This is a genomic window from Rhodococcoides trifolii, assembly GCF_014635345.1.
GTDB lineage: Bacteria > Actinomycetota > Actinomycetes > Mycobacteriales > Mycobacteriaceae > Rhodococcoides > Rhodococcoides trifolii.
On sequence record NZ_BMCU01000009.1, the window covers coordinates 25,217 to 45,515 of the forward strand.

Consider the following 20,299-nt stretch of genomic DNA (forward strand, 5'->3'; position numbering starts at 1 on the left):
CGTGCTAACTTTCGACCACACCGTTCGCGGCGCGCTGTACCAACCGGTACGCGTCGGGGGTCGTCGAACCGGGATTCCTAGGGGCTAGTTCAATGAGTCGTATGCGCAGGTACACGCCTGTCATGATCGTCGGTGTCGTTGCAGCATCGTTCTTTTCGCAGATGTCGTCGCAGGCGGCGACGCTGGCCGTCCCACCCGTGCCGCCGCTGTACTGCAGCTCGCCCGGCCTCGAACCGGCATTCGACTACTTCAACTGCACAACGTTCGACGACACGTCCCGCGCCAGTGTGTACTGGGACGGGACAACCCCGGCCACCGATGAATTTGCAGGGGGTGCGCGGGCCGACAACAATTCGACGACAACACTCGCGATCTCGACCGGCGGGTACGGGAGTCTGACCTCGAGCGTCGATTCCTCCGCTACCGGTGTGGTGAGCGGAGACGGGAAGCTCACTGGCGCGGCCACTTACTCGTCGACCATGAATGCCGTCGCGGAGTCGTCGGCAGTCAGGGCGTATGCCGAGCAGGGGACGTCCATCGACGTGTACGCGGGCGGGGGGTCGAGTGCGGCAATCAACACCTCGGACGGCATCGGCGCACTCCCGCCGAACACGATGGTCAGAGCCGTTGTTCTCGACAAGTCCAACGCCGATGTGTTCGCATTCAACGGGTCTCAGGTCGCTGCGTGGTTAGCAAACGGATCCACGACGAACATCGTGGCAGATTCCAGCAAGGTCACCGCGGTGGTCGTCGACGACGGCGGCCTCAGTGTGGAGTCCCGCTTCGGGAGCACTGCCGCCGCGCTGGTGTCGAACGGCTCGAATGCGTTGATTTACAACTCCTCGAACAGTAACTCGACTGTCCAGGCAACCAACGGCTCGAATGTCGACACCGATGACCAGACGAATTCGACCTCCGCCGTTCGGGCCAACGACAGCTCGAACGTCGCCTCGGACCTCTTCGACAACGCGACTGCCACCCTGAACGCCGACGGTGATTCCGAGATCATTTCCAACGGCGCCACCAACGCCACCATCACCGCGAACAGCTTGAACGGCTCCGTGGTGCATGTCGATTCCCAGAACGACGCGAGCGTCAACGCCAACGCGGTCAACGGCGGTCGCCTCAACGCGAATGCGGATTCCGCCTCGACCAACGCCTGGGTCAACGGCGGTTACACCACTGCGCAAGCCGGCAGCGGTGCGTCGGTGACCACCTCGGCGACCGGCAGCGGCAGTGCGGTGACGGCGTGGGGGACCGACGGCGCCACGCTGAACGCCATCGCCAACGGCAGTTCGACCGTATCGGCGCAGGCGCACGGCAATGTCGTGGTCAAGTCCGGCGCCACCGGTGCAGGCTCGGTGGCAACGGTCAACGCCTCTAGCTCGTCGACCGGAGCGAACGCCGGTGCGGTGACGGTGTTCGCCGTCGACGGCGGCGACGCCTCGGTGGCCGCCAACACGGCACTCGGAGACGCGATCACGGCGGTCGCGTCAGGGCAGGGCAGCCGCGCCTACGTATACATCGACAACGGGTCCGGCGCACCCGGCACCGTGATCACTGTCTACGCACTCGACGGTGGAACGGCCTACGTGTCCGACACGGGAACGGTCGGTTGCTACGGGGGACGGACCTCGGTGACCTCGTTGTACGGCTCGTGCACGAGCGACGGGGATACCACCGTGATCACCGACGTCAACGGTGTCAGCACCACCTACACCGGCCTGAAGGCTCCCGAGAACTTGACCGCACCGGCGCAGAGACTCGATGCACCGGTCATCAACAGGGATCTGGACGGGTGGGTCGGGCAGAACATCCGTCCGTGCCCGCAAGATTTGAACCCGAGCAGCGACACCGTGATCACGCGGACCAATTGCGGGTCGTCGGCGCTGACTGCGGCGGTGCCGGCCGAGGAAGCTCCGACTGCCGATGCGCCGTCGGCATCTGTGACATCGACTCCCGAGGTGGAAGCCAAGGCTCCGTCGGCACCGACCTCGTCGGCTCCGACCACTGCGGTAGAAAGTTCGGTAGTCGAGAGTCCAGTGGTCGAAGCACCGGTTTCTTCCACGCCGTCGACGCAGGCTCCGGTGACTTCCGCTCCGGTGACTTCGGCTCCGGCGACCGAGTCTCCAGAGACCTCGGTTCCGGTGACCACGACTCACGTGGTCGAGACTCCGGCCAAGACGACCACGACCGAGTCGTCGCCGGTCAAGACGTCAAGTGCGACAACGGAATCGACGACGACGACAGAGAAGGTGTCGGCGACATCCGGTTCATGATCCGATGACGAACGGTGGCCCCCGAGTTCGACTCGGGGGCCATCGCTTTGTCTGGACACGTGGTCGTTTCCAGTAATCGCATCCGTTGTGACCGTTCTTTTTGATCTTGGAAACGGTCTGCACATGTCATTGAATTGGTCGATTCATGGCGACCGTCCGGTTTTTCCTGCTAGCTTGCGATCACGGACGTTGACCACCAGGTACGCGTCGAGGGTCGTCGATCAGGGAACCCGAGGGATTGCGCCAATGATTCGTCCGCGCAGGTACATGCCCGTCATGATCATCGGTGTCGTTGCGGCAGCGTTCTTTTCGCAGATGTCGTCGGTAGCTGCAACACTGCCCTCGCCGCCACTGTTCTGCAGCGCGCCCGGCGCGGCCGCGGGCGACGACGCGTACGTGTGCACGTCGGACGAGACGTCCAGCGCATCCGTCTACTGGGACGGCTCGCTACCGTCGGATCCGAACTTCGTCGGCGGCGCCCAGGCTTACGACGGCTCGACCGCGGTCCTCTCCGTGTCGGACGGCGGGTTCGCGAACCTCGAGGCGTCGGGCGACTCGTCGTCGACCGGCACTGCCAGCGGGAACGCGAAGCTGAACGGCGGAGCGGCCGACTCGTCGGTCGTCCGTCTGACGTCCCTCAATTCGTCGGCGGTGCGCGAAAACGCGAACTACGGCGGTTCGATCGACGTGTATGCGGACGGGGGATCGAGCGCGAGTGGTTCGGCCCTGGACGAGTCGTCGGTGAATGTGGTGGTTCTCGATGGGTCGAACGTGGACAGCTTCGGACTGAACGGTGGCCGAATCGACGCGTGGGTAGCGGGTGGGTCGACTGCCAACCTCGTCGGCGACAGTGGTCAACTCACCGCAACCGTCCTAGACGATTCGGCACTGAGCGCCCAGAATTCGAGCGGCACCTCGTCGGCGGTCGTGACCGGTGGTTCGAACGCGTTGCTCTACAACCTGGGCGGTGACACCTCCCTGGAGGCGTCGGGTGAATCGAATGTCGACTCCAACAACTCGAACTCCTCGACTTCCGCCGTTCGGGCTGCCGACGGTTCGAACCTGCGATCGCGGGTGTACTACTACTCGTCGGCACAGGTGAACGCGGAGAACGGCTCGGAACTGATCTCCTACGCCGGTGAGAGCTCCTCGGTGACGGCGAACAGCATCAACGGCTCTGTAGCGCATATCGATTCGCAGAACAACGCCACTGTGAACGCCAATGCCCTGAACGGTGGTCGCCTCGACGCCAGCGCCAACTCGGGGGCGGTCGACGCCTGGGTCGACGGCGGATACACCACTGCACGAGCCGACAGCGGCGCATCGGTGACCACCTCGGCGACCGGTAGCGGGAGCCAGGTGACGGCGTGGGGGACCGACGGCGCCACGCTGAACGCCATCGCCAACGGCACTTCGGTGGTCTCGGCCCAGGGTCACGGAAATGTCGTCGTCACCTCCACTGCCACCGGCGTCGGCTCCACGGCGACCGTGGAGGCGGCGAGCACCGCGGGTGGTGCAGTGACGGTGATCGCGGTGGACGGGGGCGATGCGTCCGTTGCAGCCAATACTGCTGTGGGCGATGCCATTACGGCGGTCGCGTCCGGTCAGGGGAGCCGCGCCTACGTGTACATCGACAACGGTGCCGGCACACCCGGCACCGTCATCACCGTCTATGCGGTCGACGGTGGGACGGCGTACGTGTCGGATACGGGAACGGTCGGTTGCTACGGCGGACGCACCTCGGTGACCTCGCTGTACGGCTCGTGCACGAGCGACGGCAACACCACCGTGATCACCGACATCAACGGTGTCAGCACTACCTACCAGGATCTGGTGGCCCCCGAGAACCTCGCCCCGCCCGCGGAGAAGCTCGACGCGCCGGTGATCACCCGAGACCTGGACGGGTGGGACGGCGACCTCATTCGTCCGTGCCCGGCCGATTTGGGGCCGGACAGCGACACGGTGATCACGCGGGATTGCCCGCCGGTGGGGGATCCGGTTGCGGCAGCGGTGGCGCCGGCCGAGGAAGAGCCGGTTGTCGAAGCTGCGGCCGTGTCGGCGCCGGTGACGTCAGTTGCTTCGGTTCCCGCCACGAAGGCTCCGGTCGCCGTGGCCGCGGCAACCACAACGGCGAAGGCTTCCGCAACGGCGGTCGAAACCCCGTCGCCGACAACCACTGCGGCGGTTGCCGAGGTGACGGCCGAGACGACGACGTCGGTCGAGCCGTCGCAGGCCGAGTCGCCGAGCACGGAAACGTCGACTGAGAAGGCGTCGGGCTCCTAGTTCGCCGCCGTTGGAACTGGATTGGTAACTGCGCGCGGTTTCGACTGACCGCGTGCGCAATGGAGCTGGCGGTCAGGGCAGTTGCACTTCTCGGACGTCCGCTCGATCGACAGTCAAAAGTTGTCGGCCGTCTGTCGACCTTTCACCAGGGGATAAAGGCCGACCAAATGTTAGACGCAACGATCCCCACGGCTTTGACGGTCTCTTGCGCGAGGACAGCTGGATTGGCGGCCGCATACGCGATGGTGCTGCCGAGGGTCTGCTGGCTGAAGTCCGATTTGCTGAACTCAGAAAAACCGTAGCTGTAGACGTCGATCGCTACCCCGGCAAGATAACCTGCCGGTCCACCTCTCGTCTTCAAAGCTGAAGATACCTGTCCCATGCCCATCCCCAAAGCCGTGCTGATCGCACCCCCAAAGTTACCGGCGCTCAATTGATTACCGATTTGAGTCGAGGGACATAGCAACGCGAGATCCGAAATTCGGTTGGACTGAGTGAGTTTGGCGACTCCTCCGATGTTGGCGCACACGTCCAATTTCTCGATGGGTACAGTCCAATCGCTAGATGCGCTCCTCGATGGCTGCCCAGGGTACGTTCTTACCGTATTTGACTGAATTCCGCCGACTTTCGGAAGAAGCACCTGGGGGCGACTGGTCATCGATGTCGTTGCTCGATCTCGACGTGATCCGTTGTTGGATCCAGGCGCCGACGGAACAGGCGAAGTACTTGGATCGGTGGGCTGGTTTGGCGCGGGCGGGTCGTCGATGCGGTATTGCCGGACTTCGATCAGGGTTGCGTCAAGACTTTCGCCGTCCGCAGAGCTACCGCCTATGGAGTAGTGGCAAGCGTTCACCGTAGTTGGGCACCGTGGCACCACCACCGAGGCCCCTGGGCGGACCGCGATCTTGGCGTCAACGTCGCCTTCAAAGCTGTACAGGACGTATGTCGTGGCTTGGCTGGAGTTTGTGTAAGCCAGGCCTTCTGCTGTTTCTTGCAGCATTGGACCGTACCCTGTAGTGAACATGTGCTCAGTACGGCCCTGATCGACATTCGAAGTTGAGATCACGTCGTACGCGTCGCCGTTTTCGATCAGAACTGCGTAGGCACATTCAGATGAGCACGGTGGCAGCATGACAGTTGCTCCTGCCTCGACCGACTCGGTGCGACTGCCTTCGACGGTCGTCACGCCCAGGACGACCTTGCTGGCGCTTGTATTCGTATAGGTCAGGGAACCGCTGGTAGCAGAGAATCCTGGAGCGAACCCTGGCGCCCGACCATCTGTCCGTGTAGCAACGGACCCGAGCCATGCATTGTCGTTTGGGGAGATTGCCAAGCCTGAATCCAGGTCTGGTCCATCGACCGAGGCACCGGCACCGTACGCACACTCTTGCGTTGCGTTTCGACATAATGCGAGATCGATGGTCTGGTCGGGTGGAACTGTGTACGTTTCGGTTACCTCGCCGTCGACCATGACATATACGACGATTTCCGCCCCTGTGTCGTTGCGATAGCGAACCGATTCACCAGCGCGGGTAAATCCGCCGGTCGCGCTTACAGGAAGGTTAACGGTGGATGGGGCTGCCAGAGCCGAGGCCGGCGCTGTATTCGTGGACGCCGTCGTCCTTTGTCGAGCAGGAGGGGTCTTGGCATCCGGGGTCACAAGAATCGGCGACGACTCGACTTCGCTCCCGGGCACTGAGGTCGCCTCAGTCGTCGGCGGCGTGGGTGAGGCCCGCTCGGTAGTGGATTCCGGGGCGGATTCTTGGTTATTCGGAGTACTTGTTGGCTCCGCGGTGGTCGTTGACGACTCTGGCAGGCTTGTGGGTGCGACCGACGAATCGCTTGTCACCGTGCCTTGAGTAGGCACAGCCGCCGAAGTGGTCGCAGATTCAATTGGGCTGCTGGTCTCGGTCGGTGCATCAGGTTGCGCGTAGGCGATCGGCGCCATTAGTGCGGCTACCAAAGTGAATAGGGCGGTTGCCGAGGCAACTGCAGTGGAACGCCGAGATCGAGTTGTCACAAGGAGTTCCATTCATTGCAAGGGCTTGACTGGCCAAGGTTGACAGGCCGGAGGACCTGGCGCCATCCGCCAAATGAATGAAGGCAGATGCTATGGGCGATCAGGGTCGCCGAACACCACTCGTGCCATCAGCGCAGCGGCCGCCAGAGAATCCATCCGCGTACACGAAAACGCCACATGAATAACCACCCACGGTCTTGCGCACGGTTGGCGGGCCTCGTCGCCCCTTCTTCGTTGTGAGGGTAGAGGTATCTCTGCAGTTCACCCACCGATATGTGGGGCGTCTGACACGGCTGAAGAATGTTGCCGGTGGAGGTATGGACGATGGAATCGTCGTGACTGCTGGACGTCCTACATTCGACGGGCGTATGGCATCGCTGTCGTGCTAGTGGCGTTGCTCGCACCGTAAGGCTGGCGCACCGTAAGGCTGGCGGCCCGTACTCCGGATCGCACGCAAGCTCGGACTAACAGGCGCGCGGTCAAGCGGCCGTGCCTTCCAACGCTCCGTCTTGCCTGCAGTGTTCACTCGGATTGGACGCTGGCAGCTTAGAGAAGCACATTTGCGCAAACCCGATGAGGAACCCGTATCAAGGTTCGTTTCGGGCGCCCGCACCGTCTCGTTCGGTCGGCCAAATCGCGCGTACTCGGACGTAGCGTGCGGAATCGGGCGTTCGAGCAATGTGGTCCGTAATTCGTTGGTGTCGAACCGAAACAATCCGCAAAATGGTTTCGACTTACGCCTTTGCGCAACAGGTTCAATGTTTTTGGTCAACTTGACGAAACCTTGGAACGGGTGTGTCATTTACGAATTGGCTCGCTGGGACACGGGCCATGACCCTGCTCAGGCGGGGTGTCGGGAGAAGCATGCCGCTTCGCGAACTATTCGCCGCATCAACACAAAGTAATGGCAGACCATCCTGGTCGAACCATTCTTTGGTGTGCGCTGGATAGGGGAAGCGGCGTGGCTAGCAAGTCGGGAGTTCGGCATGAAGGTGAACGGTCGCGCATCTGCGGATGCCTCGCAGCCGGTCCGCGTGCTGCTCTCACTCGACCCTCCGGACGGCACCACACGGTACGTGGATCAGATCGTCACCCATATTCCGGGCAACGTGCAGATCATCTACTTCAGTTGGGCTGCAGCCTTGTTCGGCCACTACGACGTCTTCCACGTGCACTGGCCGGAGTTTCTCGTTCGCGCGGACACCCCTGTAAAGACACGCGGCAAGCGGGCGCTCGCCAATGCCTTGATCGCCAGGCTGCGACGCCGCCGGACTGCGGTGGTTCGCACCCTGCACAACCCCTCCCCGCACGAGGGTGTCGCGCCGGGTGAGGCCAACTTCATCGAGGCGCTCGATCGTCTGACCTCGGTCTACGTTCGGCTGAACACCTCGACCGAGCCCCCGGACGACCGGCCGTGCGAGACGATCCTGCACGGCGACTACATCGAACGGTTTGCTCCGCTGATCGAGCGCCGTTCCCACGCTCGGCAGGGTGTTCTGTTGTCCGCCGGACTGATCCGGCCGTACAAGGGCATTCTCGAACTGATCGGCGCGCTGGCCGGGGTGAGGCATGACCTGACGCTGCGCATCGTGGGGAAACCTGTCGACGCGGCCTTTCAGGGCGCAGTAGAAGCTGCGGCGCAGCACAATTCACACGTATTCATGCACTTCGGTTTCATCCCCGACCGCCAACTCGTCGAAGAAATTCTCGAAGCGGAATGCGTAGTGCTGCCGTACCGCACCATTCACAACTCCGGCATGCTGTTCGTCGCGCTCTCGCTGGGCCGTCCGGTTCTGGTCCCTCGCGCCGACACCACCGAAGCGCTGCAACGCGAGGTGGGCGCCCAGTGGATTCAGTTCTTCGACGGTGATATCGACAGCGGTGCCATCGACCGCGCCGTCGACTCATTCCGCGCTTCGAAGCGCAGCGACCTCCCGCACTTCGAGGGCCGCGATTGGCCTACGGTGGGCCGGCGCCACGCCGAGGTGTACGCACTCGCACTCGGTGCCGGCTCACACCAGGACGCGAAAGCCTCTGCACTGTGAGCGACGTCGAGGGTATGCGGTCCATCGCTGCACGGGGCGCGGCCATCACGGTGGCCAGCCAAGTGCTGCGGATGGTCCTGCAGCTGGTCGCCCTCGTGGCACTCGCCCGCTTGCTCGATCCGGCCGTGTTCGGCCAGATGGCGATCGTGCTCGTCGTGGTCGGTATCGGTGAGACCCTGCGCGAGCTCGGGCTGTCGTCCGCCGCTATTCACGCCGAGGACCTGAGCCAGAAGCAGCACAGCAACCTGTTCTGGATCAACACCGGAGCGGGAATCGTGCTGTGCGGCATCGTCTACGGGTCCGCCGGCCTGGTTGCGGACTTCTACTCGGACCCTGCGCTCGTACTCACCCTGCACGCGGTGGCGTCGGTGTTCGTCGTCAACGGGATGGCGAGTCAGTACCGGGCACGGCTGGCGCGCGACCTTCGCTTCACCAATCTTGCTCTGGCGGAGCTGCTGTCCGTGATCACCGGTCTGGTCGCTGCCATCGTCGCAGCCTCGCTGGGGCTGGGTCTGTGGGCGCTGGTCATTCAGCAAGTGGTTCAGGCCGTCGTGATCTTGACGATCGCCGTGTCGTCGTGCCGGTGGGTCCCCTCGATGCCGAGTCGATGCACCATGGGTCCGCTGCTGCGGTACGGCGGCAACCTCGGTCTCACTCAGGTGATCAACTACGCCGCCCGCAACGTCGACACCATCATTCTGGGACGCATCGTGAGCGCCCCCACCCTCGGCTTCTACAACCGAGCATTTCAACTGGTCATGCTGCCTGTCACGCAGATCAACGCGCCCGCAACCAAAGTCGCCTTCCCGCTGCTGGCACGGTTGCAGAACGACCCGCTGCGGTTCGTTCGTTACCTCCGGACAGGGCAAGCGGCGTTGGTCAACTCCGTTGCTGCAGCACTGCTGCTCGGTGTCGCCATCGCGGAGCCTGCCATTGCGTTGGCACTCGGACCGGCGTGGCAACCGACCGCGCCACTGTTCCAGATCCTCGCCTTGGCCGGCATCTTCCAGACCGCGACGTACCCCATGTACTGGGTGTTCCTGGCGAAGGGGCTGACCGGCAGCAACCTCCGCTACACACTGGTCACCAAGTCGATACTGGTCGCGGCCATTGTGATCGGATCTCAGTGGGGTGTGCGCGGCGTTGCGCTGGGCTTCGCGATCGCGTCGGCCGCGTCATGGCCGATCGGACTGCGGTGGATGAGTGCGGCGGCGGCGATTCCGTGGCGGGCCATGGCCGTTCCGGTGCTGAGTGGACTGGCCGTGTACGGCCCGGCGTGTGCGGCGGGCCTGGCCGTCGTCCACCTGATCGGTGCCGAGTCGGTGTGGTCTCTGGTCGTCGGCGCGGTGGTCTACGCGGCCGTGGTGGGGCTGTCCTACCTCGCGGTGGGGCCGTACCGGCGAGACCTCCAGGAACTCGCAGCACTCATTCCCGACCTCAAGCGACGCAATCGGACTCCGGTCGGAGCATCTGCATGACGACAGTCTTCCTCTGGTGCACAGGCCAGGACGACAACATCGGAGACATCGTGTTGCGACGTCGCCTGCTTCACGCGTTGTCCGCACCCGGTGCGCGCGTGGTGGTCTACGTCGGCAAGGGGAGCGGCGGTTTCGTCGACGCGCTCGTCGGCTCGGCAGCGGTGACAGTGCAGCGAAGCCGCGTGCGGTGGCTTCAGGCGTTGTGCCGCAGTGCCGTTCGCGGATCCACCGTTCTGGTGCACAACGCGGGTGAGATCCAACTCGACAGCAAGACCGTGCAGTCACAGCTGGCACTTCTGCTTCCACAGTTGCTCGTTCGGATGAGGGGTGGCCTCGTTGTTCGAGCCGGCTGTGCGGTCCAGGACCGCTCTGGCATCACCGCGCGCATCGCAGGTGCGCTGGTGTCCCTCGTCGGCCGGACGACGACCACGACTATCTGGCGCGACACCGAGTCGGGCCGCACGTTCGGCTCCGGCCCGATCGTCCCGGACTGGGCGTTCGACGAATCAGTCTCCAGCGCGACCAGTTCTGTTCGTGACACGCTCGTGTTGACCTTCCGCAGCGATCGGCCTGCCCTGTCGGACAAGGGTCTGCACGAGATCTCCCGATTCGCAGACTCCCACGCTCTCACCGTCCGCACCGTGGTGCAGGTTCGGCGGGACAACGACGCCATGAGCCGGCTCGCCCAGCAGATCGGGTGCGAGCACGTCGACTGGCCGGACAGCCGGAGCCACATCGATCAGGAGCGTGTGATCCGAGCCGAATTCGCCCGAGCGGCCATGGTTGTCAGCGACCGCATCCATGCTCTGATCATCGGATGCACGGAAGGCGCCGTACCGGCCGCGCTGAGCGCCACTCCGGACCGAAAGGTGCAGCGGCACTTCTCCGCGGCCGGTATCGATGCGATCGTGCTCGACGAGGTGGACGGTCGTGAAGCCGACATCGACGAGTTCCTGACCGCGACCCTGCGCCGCGGCCCCGAGATCAGCCTTTCGGTAGCGGTTGCGCAGCAACGCATTCAGGGGCTCGATGCGCAGATCGAAGCAGACATCACAGCACTCGCAGAGCGGAGTCCGCGATGACGAGCACCGTGACACCCCCGGTCGATCTCGCTCACCGTGACACCTTGGACTTCTCGGACAGGTCCATCGCACTGCTCGTAGGGTCGGCGGTCGCGGTCGTCGGCGTCAACCGCCCCGCAGTCGCCGGACTGCCGCCGTCGGTGATCATGATCGCGGTGGCCTTTGCCTGGACGATGGTGTTGCGCCGCACTCCCGGATCTCCCGGTTCCCGCTTCTCGACCATCGACGCGTTGCTCGGGGCCTGGCTGGTTGCGAAGGTCGTCGTCGAGTACTACAACGCCGGCCACCTCCAAGTACCCCTCGAGCTGGGACCGCTGCTGGACCTGGTGCTGGCGGCCATGGTGGTGGTGATACTCAAACGACGGTTCGGCACCGCCGATCGCGTCGTCCGGTTCGCGCGCTGCTTCCTGATCCCCGCCGTGGGTGTCGCGGTACTCGCTCTCCTGCAGGTGCTGGGCCTGTTCGGCGTCAACCGTCGCCTGGCATCCATCACGTCCGGCTCCGCGTTGGAGGCGCGCATCGAGAACGGGTGGGACATCCGCGGTACGGCGACCATCGGTCACTGGACCGCGCTGGGCGGGTATCTCTGCGTCTGCATCGCCATTTGCTGCGCACTGCTGCTGCGCGCACATCGACGTCGAGAACCACTGCGCCTGTTGGGTGTTGCGCTCGCCGTGCTCGTGGCCGGTCAGGTCACAACCTTCACCTTCGCGACCATTGCCGTCACCGCGGTGACACTCCTCAGCGTGGCGGTGGTGGTCAAGCCGCGGCCCGGTCAGATCATCGCCCCACTGGCGGTCGGTGGAGTGCTCTGGTGGGCGTTCTCGTCGGCGATCGACGAACGCATCGCGAAGCAACTCGCATCCGACCCGGGCACCGCGTCCACGTTGCTGCCCGAAAGCGTCGCCTTCCGGTTGAATATCTGGACGCACGAGACACTTCCGGCCATCTCCGACAGCCCGCTGCTCGGCCACGGCCTCGGTGTCTACAAGTACGTCGGAACCGGTCGCGTGCCATACGTGCTGCAGTGGCAGTCACCCGAATCGGAATGGCTGAGGACCGCCGTGTCGTCCGGTGTCGTCGTTCTGCTGCTCGAAGTGGCTGTCGTCCTCGCCGCGGTCCGTCTGCTGTGGCGAGCCGCCCGCAGCGTTCCGGGTTCGTACGCGATCCCGCTCGCCGTGATGCTCGTGGCCATGGTGGCCGCGATGTGCATCCATTCCCATCTCGCCGATCGCGGCTTCCTGCTGTCGTTCTGGGTCGTCGTGACCGGCGTCCAGATCATCTCCACTCCCACTCGCTCGACTCCCACTCGCTCGACTCCGACAAGGAGAAAACAATGACCGTCGCAACCGAATACAAGGTGCCGGGCCTGGATGTCTCGGTGAGCCCGATGCACCCGTCGGAGGTCATCGAATGGATCGACTCGCGGGTCGGACAACGCACGCTCATGCTGAACCACAACCTGCACAGTGCGTACCTGTTCAACACCGAACCAGAGTTCCGACAGACCTACGAGCTGGCCGATCTGTCGCTGGTCGACGGGTTCCCCATTCTGGTGGGCGTGAACGTCTCCCGGGTGGCACATCTGGCGGCACCGCTCGGCGGGCGTTACCGCACCGGATCCTGCGACTGGATCGACCACCTCACGCAGTCGAAGTTCGTTCGCCGGGTTGCCGTCATCGGCACCGACGTCGACTCGAACCGCCGCGCCGCTCGCCGGATCGCGGCGCTGGATCCTCGGTTCGTCGTCGAGATGTGGGATGGGTTCGGCGAGTTGGAGGCGTTGCGCCGCAACGGGTACCGCGGGCTCCACGACTTCCGGCCCGACCTGATCCTGCTCGGACTCGGAATGCCGTTGCAGGAAAGATTGATTCGCGACGACTGGGACCTGCTTCCCGAAGCAGTGATCGCGACGGTGGGCGGAGCCTTGGACCAACTGTCCGGGACGCAGGCCATGGCGCCTCGCTACCTCGGCCGGTGCGGGATGGAATGGCTCTACCGATTGGCGTCGGATCCCCGCAGGCTGTCGCATCGCTACCTGGTCGAGCCGTTCTTGCTGGGCCGCTGCCTCGGCTCCCGGTTACGACACAAGGTGCACCACTCATGACCACCCCGACCGTCACCGTGGTGATCCCGACCATCGGAAGACCGGACCTGCGTCGTGCGCTCGACAGCGTGCGGGCGCAGACGGTGCTGGGCATCTCGATCGTCGTCGTGTTGGACCGCCCGGACGAGCAGAAGGCCGTCGAATCCATGCTCGACGGCCGAGACCGGCTCGTCGTGACGGACGGCGCGCAGGGTGGGGCGGTGGCCCGTAACCTCGGAATCGACTCTGCCGCAACCGACTACGTGGCATTTCTGGACGACGACGACTGGTGGGAGCCGGAGAAGCTCCAGCAACAGTTCGAACTGCTCGACGTCACCGGCGGATCGGTGTGCTTCACGGCCGTCAAGTTTCACGACGGTGAGCAGACGACGATCCTGCCGAAGGAGGCTTTCGACCCCGATCGAGAAAGCTTGGCGTCGTATCTCGTTCGGCGACCGGGCCTGCGGCACGGACACGGCTACCTGCAGTCGAGCACGATTCTCGTCGACCGTGACCATGCGGAGCGGGTGCGGTGGGACCCGTCAATGGCCAAGCATCAGGATTGGGATTTCGTCGTACGGTTGCTGGACGGAGTCGACGTGCAGTTCTGCGGCGCTCCATTGGTGCACGTACAGAAGGATTCGGCCGCATCGGTGTCGAGAACTCGCAACTGGCGAGCGAGCAAACAGTGGCTCGACCAACACGGGTCGAAGTTGGACCCACACGCGTACGGCGACTTCGTGTGCTCGCAGGTGCTGCGGTCGGCGCTCGCCACGATGGACAGGCGCGGTATCACCGAAGCTGCGCGGCTGACGCGGCACACGCGGCCGAGCGCGGCCAGTATGGTGGTCGGGCTGTCCGGCACCGCCGACTATCTCCGAAACCGTGGTCGCAATGTCTGAGGTCGAAGTGCTGCACTGGAATCCGAGCAGAATCCCGGGAAAAGTGGGGAAGGTCCTCGCGCCGGTGTGCGGTCACGTCGACAACTTCGGCGACCTCCTCGGCCCCAAGATCGTGCGAGCACTCGCCTTGCAGCTCGGGATCGACACCAGTCGCACCGCTCGATCGACGAGGCTGCTCGCTGTCGGGTCCATCGTGAAGCTCGCTCGATCGGGTGATGTGGTGTGGGGCGCCGGCATCAACGGCAAATCGGTAGGTACCGAGGGGGACTACGCCGGTGTGGACGTCCGGGCCGTGCGCGGACCACTGACTGCTCGGTGGCTTCGAGATCGAGGAGCCGACGTTCCCGACGTGTACGGGGACCCCGGATTGCTTGCGTCGACGCTGTGGCCCGAAACGTCACGGCGGATCGTCACGCGGGACTACACGATCATCCCGAACATTCACGACCTCGCGATGTATCGAGATCACCCGAACACGATGTCACCCCGACGGTCGTTCACGGACATCCGTTCGCGAATCCTGGCCAGCGACCTTGTGATCGGGTCGTCACTACACGCAATCGTGATCGCGGAGTCGTACGGCATTCCGGCGCGGTTGCTGCGATCCGAGACCGAACCGCCGTTCAAGTATGAGGACTACTACCTCGGATCTGGCCGGTCGACGTTCAGGGTCGCGGACAGCGTGTGTCAGGCGCTACGACTGGGCGGAGAGAAGCTGCCGGAGTGGGATGCGCAGGCCCTGACGGACGCGTTCCCGTCGGAGTTGTGGAGCAGTTTTCCTACCGTCAGGTGACAGGGTGGCGTTTGTTCAACCAATAGGTTGACAACGAGGGGGCGTGCGGTCACACTCGTATTCAACCGAAAGGTTGAACATGACCGACTCCCTGTCCAAAGTCTTTGCTGCACTGAGCGATCCCATCCGGCGCGACATGGTGGCACGGCTGTCCGACGCCGACGCAACGGTGAGCGAGCTCGCCGAGCAGTACGACGTGAGCATGCAGGCCATCTCGAAACACCTCAAGGTGCTCGAGGGCTCCGGCCTGGTGACCCGCGGCCGCGTCGCGCAGACCCGGCCGGTCCACCTCGAGGCCGAGGTATTCGACCTGATGACGAAGTGGATCGAGCGATACCGCCGACAAGCAGAAGAGCGCTACCGGCGACTCGACGCAGTGTTGGCCGAGATGGACACTCCGAACCGAAAGGACACCGCATCATGACTGTTTCCGACGCCGTCATCGAGGCCGACGCAGACGTTCCCATCATCCACATCAGGCGCGAGTTCACCGTCACACCAGCACAATTGATGCGTGCCCACACCGATCCGGATCTGTTCGCCCGCTGGGTGGGCCCGCGCGGAATGGACACCGAAATACTGGAATGGGACGCCCGCAGCGGTGGCTCGTGGGCATACGTCGCGCGGCGAGACGGTAACGAGTACGGCTTCCGTGGCTGCTTCCACACGGTGGCCGACGAGGTCATCGTCCAGACCTTCACGTGGGAAGGACAACCCGACCACGTTGCGCTGGAGACGTTGCGGTTCGAGGACCTCGGCGACGGCCGCACCCGGTTGCACGCGCAGTCCCTCGTCGACAGTTTCGAGAGTCGCGACGGATGGTTGGCGTCGGGCATGGAGTCGGGTGTGAACGACGGGTACTCCCAACTCGACGATCTGCTCGGCGAGCTCTGACACGATGGACACCATGCAGACCATCGCCGAGCTCGCACCCGCCGAGCGTCATCGCCTGATCGCAACCGGTTTCGGTGAACACGTTGGCGCAGTCACGAATTGGGACGCACCCACGCCGGTGGACGGCTGGGTTGCCCGCGACATCGTGACTCACCTGGTCGAATGGTCGCGCGCGTTCCTCCGCGCCGGCGACCTGGAGTTGGCGGACGACCCGTCCATCCGAACCGACCCGGTGGCCGCATGGGCCGCTCACCGCGCGGAGATCCAGGGGCTGCTCGACGGGCCCGGCGCGGACGACGAATTCACGCACCCGTACGCCGGGACGCACCGCCTCGGCGACGCCATCGACCGCTTCTATACGACGGACATCTTCATGCACACCTGGGATCTCGCGACCGCCCGCGGTGCCGACAGTGGACTGGACCCCGACTTCGCTGCCCACGTCGTCGACGGCATGAGCGGCATCGAGGAGATCCTCCGGTCGTCCGGTCAGTACGGTCCGGCCGTATCGGTGCCCGCAGACTCGGATCCGGTCACGCGGCTCGTCGGGTTCATCGGTCGGGATCCGAAGTGGACCGGTCGAACTGGGTCTTGACCACCCGGCACACCATGTTTGCCGCCCCTCTGGGGTTAGCTATGCCAAGTGGTAAAGCTAACCCCAGAGGGCGCAGAAAAGTACTCGTCGGAGGTTCGAGCCGATGCGCGCAGGGTACGGCTGAACCATGCCGAAGAACGACGATCAGCCCCAGCTCAAGGACCAGGACCTCTACGAGAAGTTGCGCGACGAGGGCAACTCGAAGGAGAAGGCCGCCCGTATCTCCAACGCCGCGGCGAAGCAGGGCCGCGAGAAGATCGGGGAGAAGGGCGGGAAGTCGCCGTCGTACGAGGAGTGGACCGTCGACGAGCTCACGGACCGCGCGAAGGAACTCGGCGTCACCGGTTATTCGAAGATGAAGAAGGACGAGCTGATCGACGCCTTGCGCAACCACTGACACGTCCCGCGAAGAACGGGTAGTCCGCTACTCGTTACCTGCAGCTCTTCCGAGCCCACGATTGCCGCACCACTGACAATCCTCGGGAGAGAACATGGCAATCGAGCTACAGGTACGCGAGTCCGTTCTGACGCACACCGTCAGCGAATGGGTGCAGAAGCAGCTTTTCACCATGTGCGTTCCGACGGGCACGCCGGCAATCACAGTGGACCACCTTGACGTGGTGCCGGGCTCGGTCGTGATCCTGCCGTCGGCGGTGGGCGGGATCGACATACGGCTCACGGCCGCCATCTACACAGTGAATGCGGCCGATGTGCTTTCGCACTCGAATTCGGTGCCCGACGGCGCGAAGGTGCCCACGGGCGAGGTGCACGTGACCGTCCCGCTGGCAATCGACGGTGCCAAGCTGACCGTCGGGTCGCCGTCGAACAGCGTTGTGGCGCCGGGCCTTCCGCCGTTGGTCACCGGGCTCATCCAGACGCGAGTCGGCGCCACGATCAGCCCGATCGCGGGCACGGTGCTGTTCGACTGCGCACCCATCGCCTCCGCCCTCGAGGCGTTCCTGCCCGCGGACCCCACCCTGGGATTGGGCGACGGGCTAGTGGCGCTGCGGTTCGGGACCGCCGGCGGCACGGTGTCCCAGCTCGGCGCCGGCCAGGAGTGGGGAATCTTCCTCGACGCGGACGACGCCGTCGGGCTGTTGCTTCGGCAGGTTCCTTCCGAATTTCCGACGAAGGTCAACGCGCACTGGAAGCCGAACGGCGCCACCCCGGCGATCGAGGCGGACACGTCGTACGACTTCGAGGTCCTCGGCGTCGACGTTGCTGGTATCGACGTGAACATCACTGCTGGAATCGAATTGGTACTCCCACGGACGCTACGCATGTCTGCGGAGTGGGACGTCGATCTGACCGGGCTGGTCGACTTCCTGGAGGACACCGCAGAAGGAATCGTGCGCGGACTCGTGCGGCGTATGTTGCCGAACGTCGACCACACCGGCGACAAGTCGTTCTCCTACGACTTCGAACTCCCCGCCATACCCATGTTCCTGGACGCCCGCCCGCGGTGGGCCAACATCACCTCGAGCCCTGCCGGGATGACACTCGGAGGTCCGGTGCAGCCGGGCGCCGAGGCGCCGCGAGACGTCCTCGACGCGAGGGTGAGCGCGTTCGGTAAGCCATCCGCCTGGTTCAACTGCCGCGCCCGTGCGGAGTCCGGAAACGGCTCGGCGCCGACGCACTTCGACGCGTCGGACCCCAAGGTCAGGGTCCGGGGTGGGGTCACCCTCATCGACGCCGGAGCGATCTGCGGCGCAGAAGTACTCGCCCCCAACGCCGGGTTGCCGATCAAGAGCATCACCACCGACGGGGTCGGCTTCGATCTCACCATCGGACAAGCCGGCGCCATCACCTCCGACGTGCGCGTGATCGTACGAACCGCGCGCGGGGTACGGCTGGTCGATCTGGGGCGGCCCGTCATTCGACGTGCAGCGGACGGCGGCGTCGACGTTGCGGTGTACTACGTGGACAACTGCCTGTACCTGTCGGGCGTGCACCTCAAACTGGCGATCGGCGAGACGCTGACGAAGGAGGACTTCGAACCGGTGCCACTCGAAGTCGACGGGTGGATCCCCGCTCTCGGCGCCGGTCGGGGCCTCGCCAGTCACCTGGCATCGATCGACCGGCTGGACCCGCGCGAGCTGATCACGGTGCGCGGCCACGGCTTTCGAGTCGAGGTGGAGGCGAACGACAACGGGTTTGCCGTGGTACCCGCCGTCGTGGCGTCCGCCGAGACGATGCGCGAGGTGGTCGTCGAGCGCGCAGGCAGGCGGGCGTTCGAAGGAACGGTACGGGTGCGGACGGTGGAGTTCACCTGGCTCGCGGAGGTTGGACCGGCCGAGATGGCGGCCGTGCGCGACGTGGACGGCTCGGCCTACCTGAATCGAATCACCAACGGAGAGAAGCTGACGGAGGCATTCGATCCGTTGGGCGAGGTGGCGTTCGAGCGTGTCGGTGACGAGCGAGTCGAGCTGAATCCGCAGCCTCTCCCGCCGATCGACGTACCCGCGGCACTACGGATGGCCGAAGCTGCCGGTGTGCGGGACGCGATGGGTGCGCAGTTCCTTCCGGGGATCGACGACAGTGTCGCGCTGGTGACTACTCGGGACGGCCGCACTCTCGTCGTGTCCGACCAGGGTGTCACCGGGGAGTGGGGTGGTCCGACGGTGGGCATGATCGTCGACGGCAATTTCGCAGTGGCGCAGTCGGGTTCGGCGCTGCACCTGTTCTCGGTGACGCGGCCCAAGGATGTGCGGTTGCGGGCGTCGCGGCTCTGACCGAGCGGACCGGCCCTTCACCACTGCGACAGCGCCTGCCGCGTCGCCGACGTGACCGACTCGGAACTGTCGAGCGTCCAGTCCGCCTCGCCCGGTTTCGCGTAGTCGAACCACAGCACGCCGGATACTCGGGTGGTCTTCAGGTACGCGAACAGGCTGGAGATCCAGTGCGCCTTGTCGCCGAGCGTGTCACCGGAGCCGGTCTCGTAGATCCACAGTGTCTTTCCCGGAGCAATCGAGCCGGCCGCGTCGATGGCGGGTGCGAAGAGCTCCTCCGGTGTCTGCCAGTACGACCCGTCGGCCCCGCCGTTGTAACCGTCGATTCCGATCACGTCGACGTACGGATCACCGGGGTACGCGTCGGCTGCATTGGGGAGGCCGGCGGGTCGGTTGCTGGAGGTGTCGTAGGACCACACGAACTGCACCTTGGTTGCGCCCGCCGACATGAATATCTGATGAATGTGTCGATAGGCGTCGATGTAATCCTGTGCGGTGTTGCCGTTTACACCGATTCCCCACGGATACCAAGTTCCGTTCATTTCGTGCCCGAAGCGTAATTGCATCGGCTGATCGAACGTGTCGGCGTCCACGGCCCACCGGCCGATGTAGTCGTCGTAGTCGCCCGCAGCGATCTTGGACGGCAGGAAGTCGGTCTGCGTCTTGTCCTTACGGGGGTCCCACGGCTCCCAGGTGATGGCGGGCATGGCCCCGGCGTCGCGAATGCGCGTCAAGGTGTCCGTCGGCAGGTCACGATCCCAGACCCACGCTTCGAAGAAGTTGACGACATCGAGCTTGCGCCCCAACGTCTTCGATGTGTCGACGGCCGCCGCAACTCCCTGCTCAGGGCCTTGTGACGACATGCCCCACGTGCGTCCGTCGGTCATCGGGAGTTCGGGGGATTCTGCGTTGGCGGCGCACGACGTCACGATCAGAGACAGTGCCAGCAAGAACAAGGAGACTCGTCTCACAGGGCCAATTTCCCGGATCCCTGGATGGAGGTACACGCTTCAACCGATCGGCGGGTATGTTTAGGAAGTTGTTTCGAACCAGTCGTCGGGGACTGTTCGACAGCTTCACTTTTCGCGGCATCCGACAACGGAGTCATTGCCT

16 protein-coding genes are annotated in these 20,299 nt (G+C 64.4%); 14 read left to right on the forward strand and 2 right to left on the reverse strand.

The window, feature by feature from the left end; all coding sequences use genetic code 11:
* Positions 1–122: 122 nt before the first annotated feature.
* Positions 123–2,279 (forward strand): beta strand repeat-containing protein, encoded by a 2,157-nt coding sequence (locus IEW02_RS24425; RefSeq protein WP_188547967.1) that lies wholly within the window; start codon positions 123–125, stop codon positions 2,277–2,279.
* A gap of 246 nt (positions 2,280–2,525) precedes the next feature.
* Positions 2,526–4,562 carry a hypothetical protein gene (locus IEW02_RS24430; RefSeq protein ID WP_188547969.1) on the forward strand — a complete coding sequence of 679 codons (2,037 nt, stop codon included), beginning with the start codon at positions 2,526–2,528 and terminating at the stop codon, positions 4,560–4,562.
* Positions 4,563–4,704: 142 nt separating this feature from the next.
* Here IEW02_RS24430 and IEW02_RS24435 read toward each other — a convergent pair whose 3' ends face one another.
* The gene (locus tag IEW02_RS24435; RefSeq protein WP_188547971.1) at positions 4,705–5,748 is read right to left on the reverse strand and encodes a hypothetical protein; all 1,044 of its coding nucleotides are present in this window, start codon (positions 5,746–5,748) and stop codon (positions 4,705–4,707) included.
* 1,820 nt (positions 5,749–7,568) lie between these two features.
* On the opposite strand from IEW02_RS24435, the gene IEW02_RS24440 reads away from it, so the two are divergent.
* The 12 genes from IEW02_RS24440 to IEW02_RS24495 all read left to right on the forward strand — a co-directional run bounded on the left by IEW02_RS24440 (position 7,569) and on the right by IEW02_RS24495 (position 19,189).
* Positions 7,569–8,627, forward strand: coding sequence for a glycosyltransferase family protein (locus IEW02_RS24440; protein WP_188547973.1), 1,059 nt, complete (start codon positions 7,569–7,571; stop codon positions 8,625–8,627).
* Positions 8,624–10,105 (forward strand): lipopolysaccharide biosynthesis protein, encoded by a 1,482-nt coding sequence (locus tag IEW02_RS24445; protein ID WP_188547975.1) that lies wholly within the window; start codon positions 8,624–8,626, stop codon positions 10,103–10,105. The genes IEW02_RS24440 and IEW02_RS24445 overlap by 4 nt, the downstream gene beginning before the upstream one ends.
* A complete protein-coding gene (locus IEW02_RS24450; protein ID WP_188547976.1) occupies positions 10,102–11,187 on the forward strand; it encodes a hypothetical protein in 1,086 nt (361 codons plus the stop codon). Before IEW02_RS24445 ends, IEW02_RS24450 begins: the two co-directional genes overlap by 4 nt.
* Positions 11,184–12,527 carry an O-antigen ligase family protein gene (locus IEW02_RS24455; protein ID WP_188547978.1) on the forward strand — a complete coding sequence of 448 codons (1,344 nt, stop codon included), beginning with the start codon at positions 11,184–11,186 and terminating at the stop codon, positions 12,525–12,527. Before IEW02_RS24450 ends, IEW02_RS24455 begins: the two co-directional genes overlap by 4 nt.
* Complete coding sequence (locus IEW02_RS24460) at positions 12,524–13,294, forward strand: WecB/TagA/CpsF family glycosyltransferase (protein ID WP_188547979.1); 771 nt, start codon at positions 12,524–12,526, stop codon at positions 13,292–13,294. Before IEW02_RS24455 ends, IEW02_RS24460 begins: the two co-directional genes overlap by 4 nt.
* Entirely contained in the window at positions 13,291–14,175 is an 885-nt protein-coding gene (locus IEW02_RS24465) for a glycosyltransferase family 2 protein (protein WP_188547980.1), read from the forward strand. Before IEW02_RS24460 ends, IEW02_RS24465 begins: the two co-directional genes overlap by 4 nt.
* The gene (locus IEW02_RS24470; protein WP_188547981.1) at positions 14,168–14,968 is read left to right on the forward strand and encodes a polysaccharide pyruvyl transferase family protein; all 801 of its coding nucleotides are present in this window, start codon (positions 14,168–14,170) and stop codon (positions 14,966–14,968) included. Before IEW02_RS24465 ends, IEW02_RS24470 begins: the two co-directional genes overlap by 8 nt.
* A 79-nt stretch (positions 14,969–15,047) precedes the next feature.
* Positions 15,048–15,392, forward strand: a complete 345-nt coding sequence (locus tag IEW02_RS24475; RefSeq protein WP_188547982.1) for an ArsR/SmtB family transcription factor — start codon at positions 15,048–15,050, stop codon at positions 15,390–15,392.
* The gene (locus IEW02_RS24480; RefSeq protein ID WP_188547983.1) at positions 15,389–15,862 is read left to right on the forward strand and encodes an SRPBCC family protein; all 474 of its coding nucleotides are present in this window, start codon (positions 15,389–15,391) and stop codon (positions 15,860–15,862) included. Before IEW02_RS24475 ends, IEW02_RS24480 begins: the two co-directional genes overlap by 4 nt.
* A gap of 13 nt (positions 15,863–15,875) precedes the next feature.
* Positions 15,876–16,457 carry a TIGR03086 family metal-binding protein gene (locus IEW02_RS24485; RefSeq protein ID WP_188547985.1) on the forward strand — a complete coding sequence of 194 codons (582 nt, stop codon included), beginning with the start codon at positions 15,876–15,878 and terminating at the stop codon, positions 16,455–16,457.
* A 127-nt stretch (positions 16,458–16,584) separates the two neighbouring features.
* Positions 16,585–16,854: a DUF7218 family protein gene (locus tag IEW02_RS24490; protein ID WP_188547986.1), complete on the forward strand. Its 270-nt coding sequence runs from the start codon at positions 16,585–16,587 to the stop codon at positions 16,852–16,854.
* Between the two features lie 94 nt (positions 16,855–16,948).
* Positions 16,949–19,189: a hypothetical protein gene (locus tag IEW02_RS24495; RefSeq protein WP_188547988.1), complete on the forward strand. Its 2,241-nt coding sequence runs from the start codon at positions 16,949–16,951 to the stop codon at positions 19,187–19,189.
* A gap of 17 nt (positions 19,190–19,206) precedes the next feature.
* On the opposite strand, the gene IEW02_RS24500 is transcribed toward IEW02_RS24495, so the two are convergent.
* Positions 19,207–20,157 carry a glycoside hydrolase family 26 protein gene (locus tag IEW02_RS24500; protein ID WP_188547990.1) on the reverse strand — a complete coding sequence of 317 codons (951 nt, stop codon included), beginning with the start codon at positions 20,155–20,157 and terminating at the stop codon, positions 19,207–19,209.
* Between the last annotated feature and the right edge of the window lie 142 nt (positions 20,158–20,299).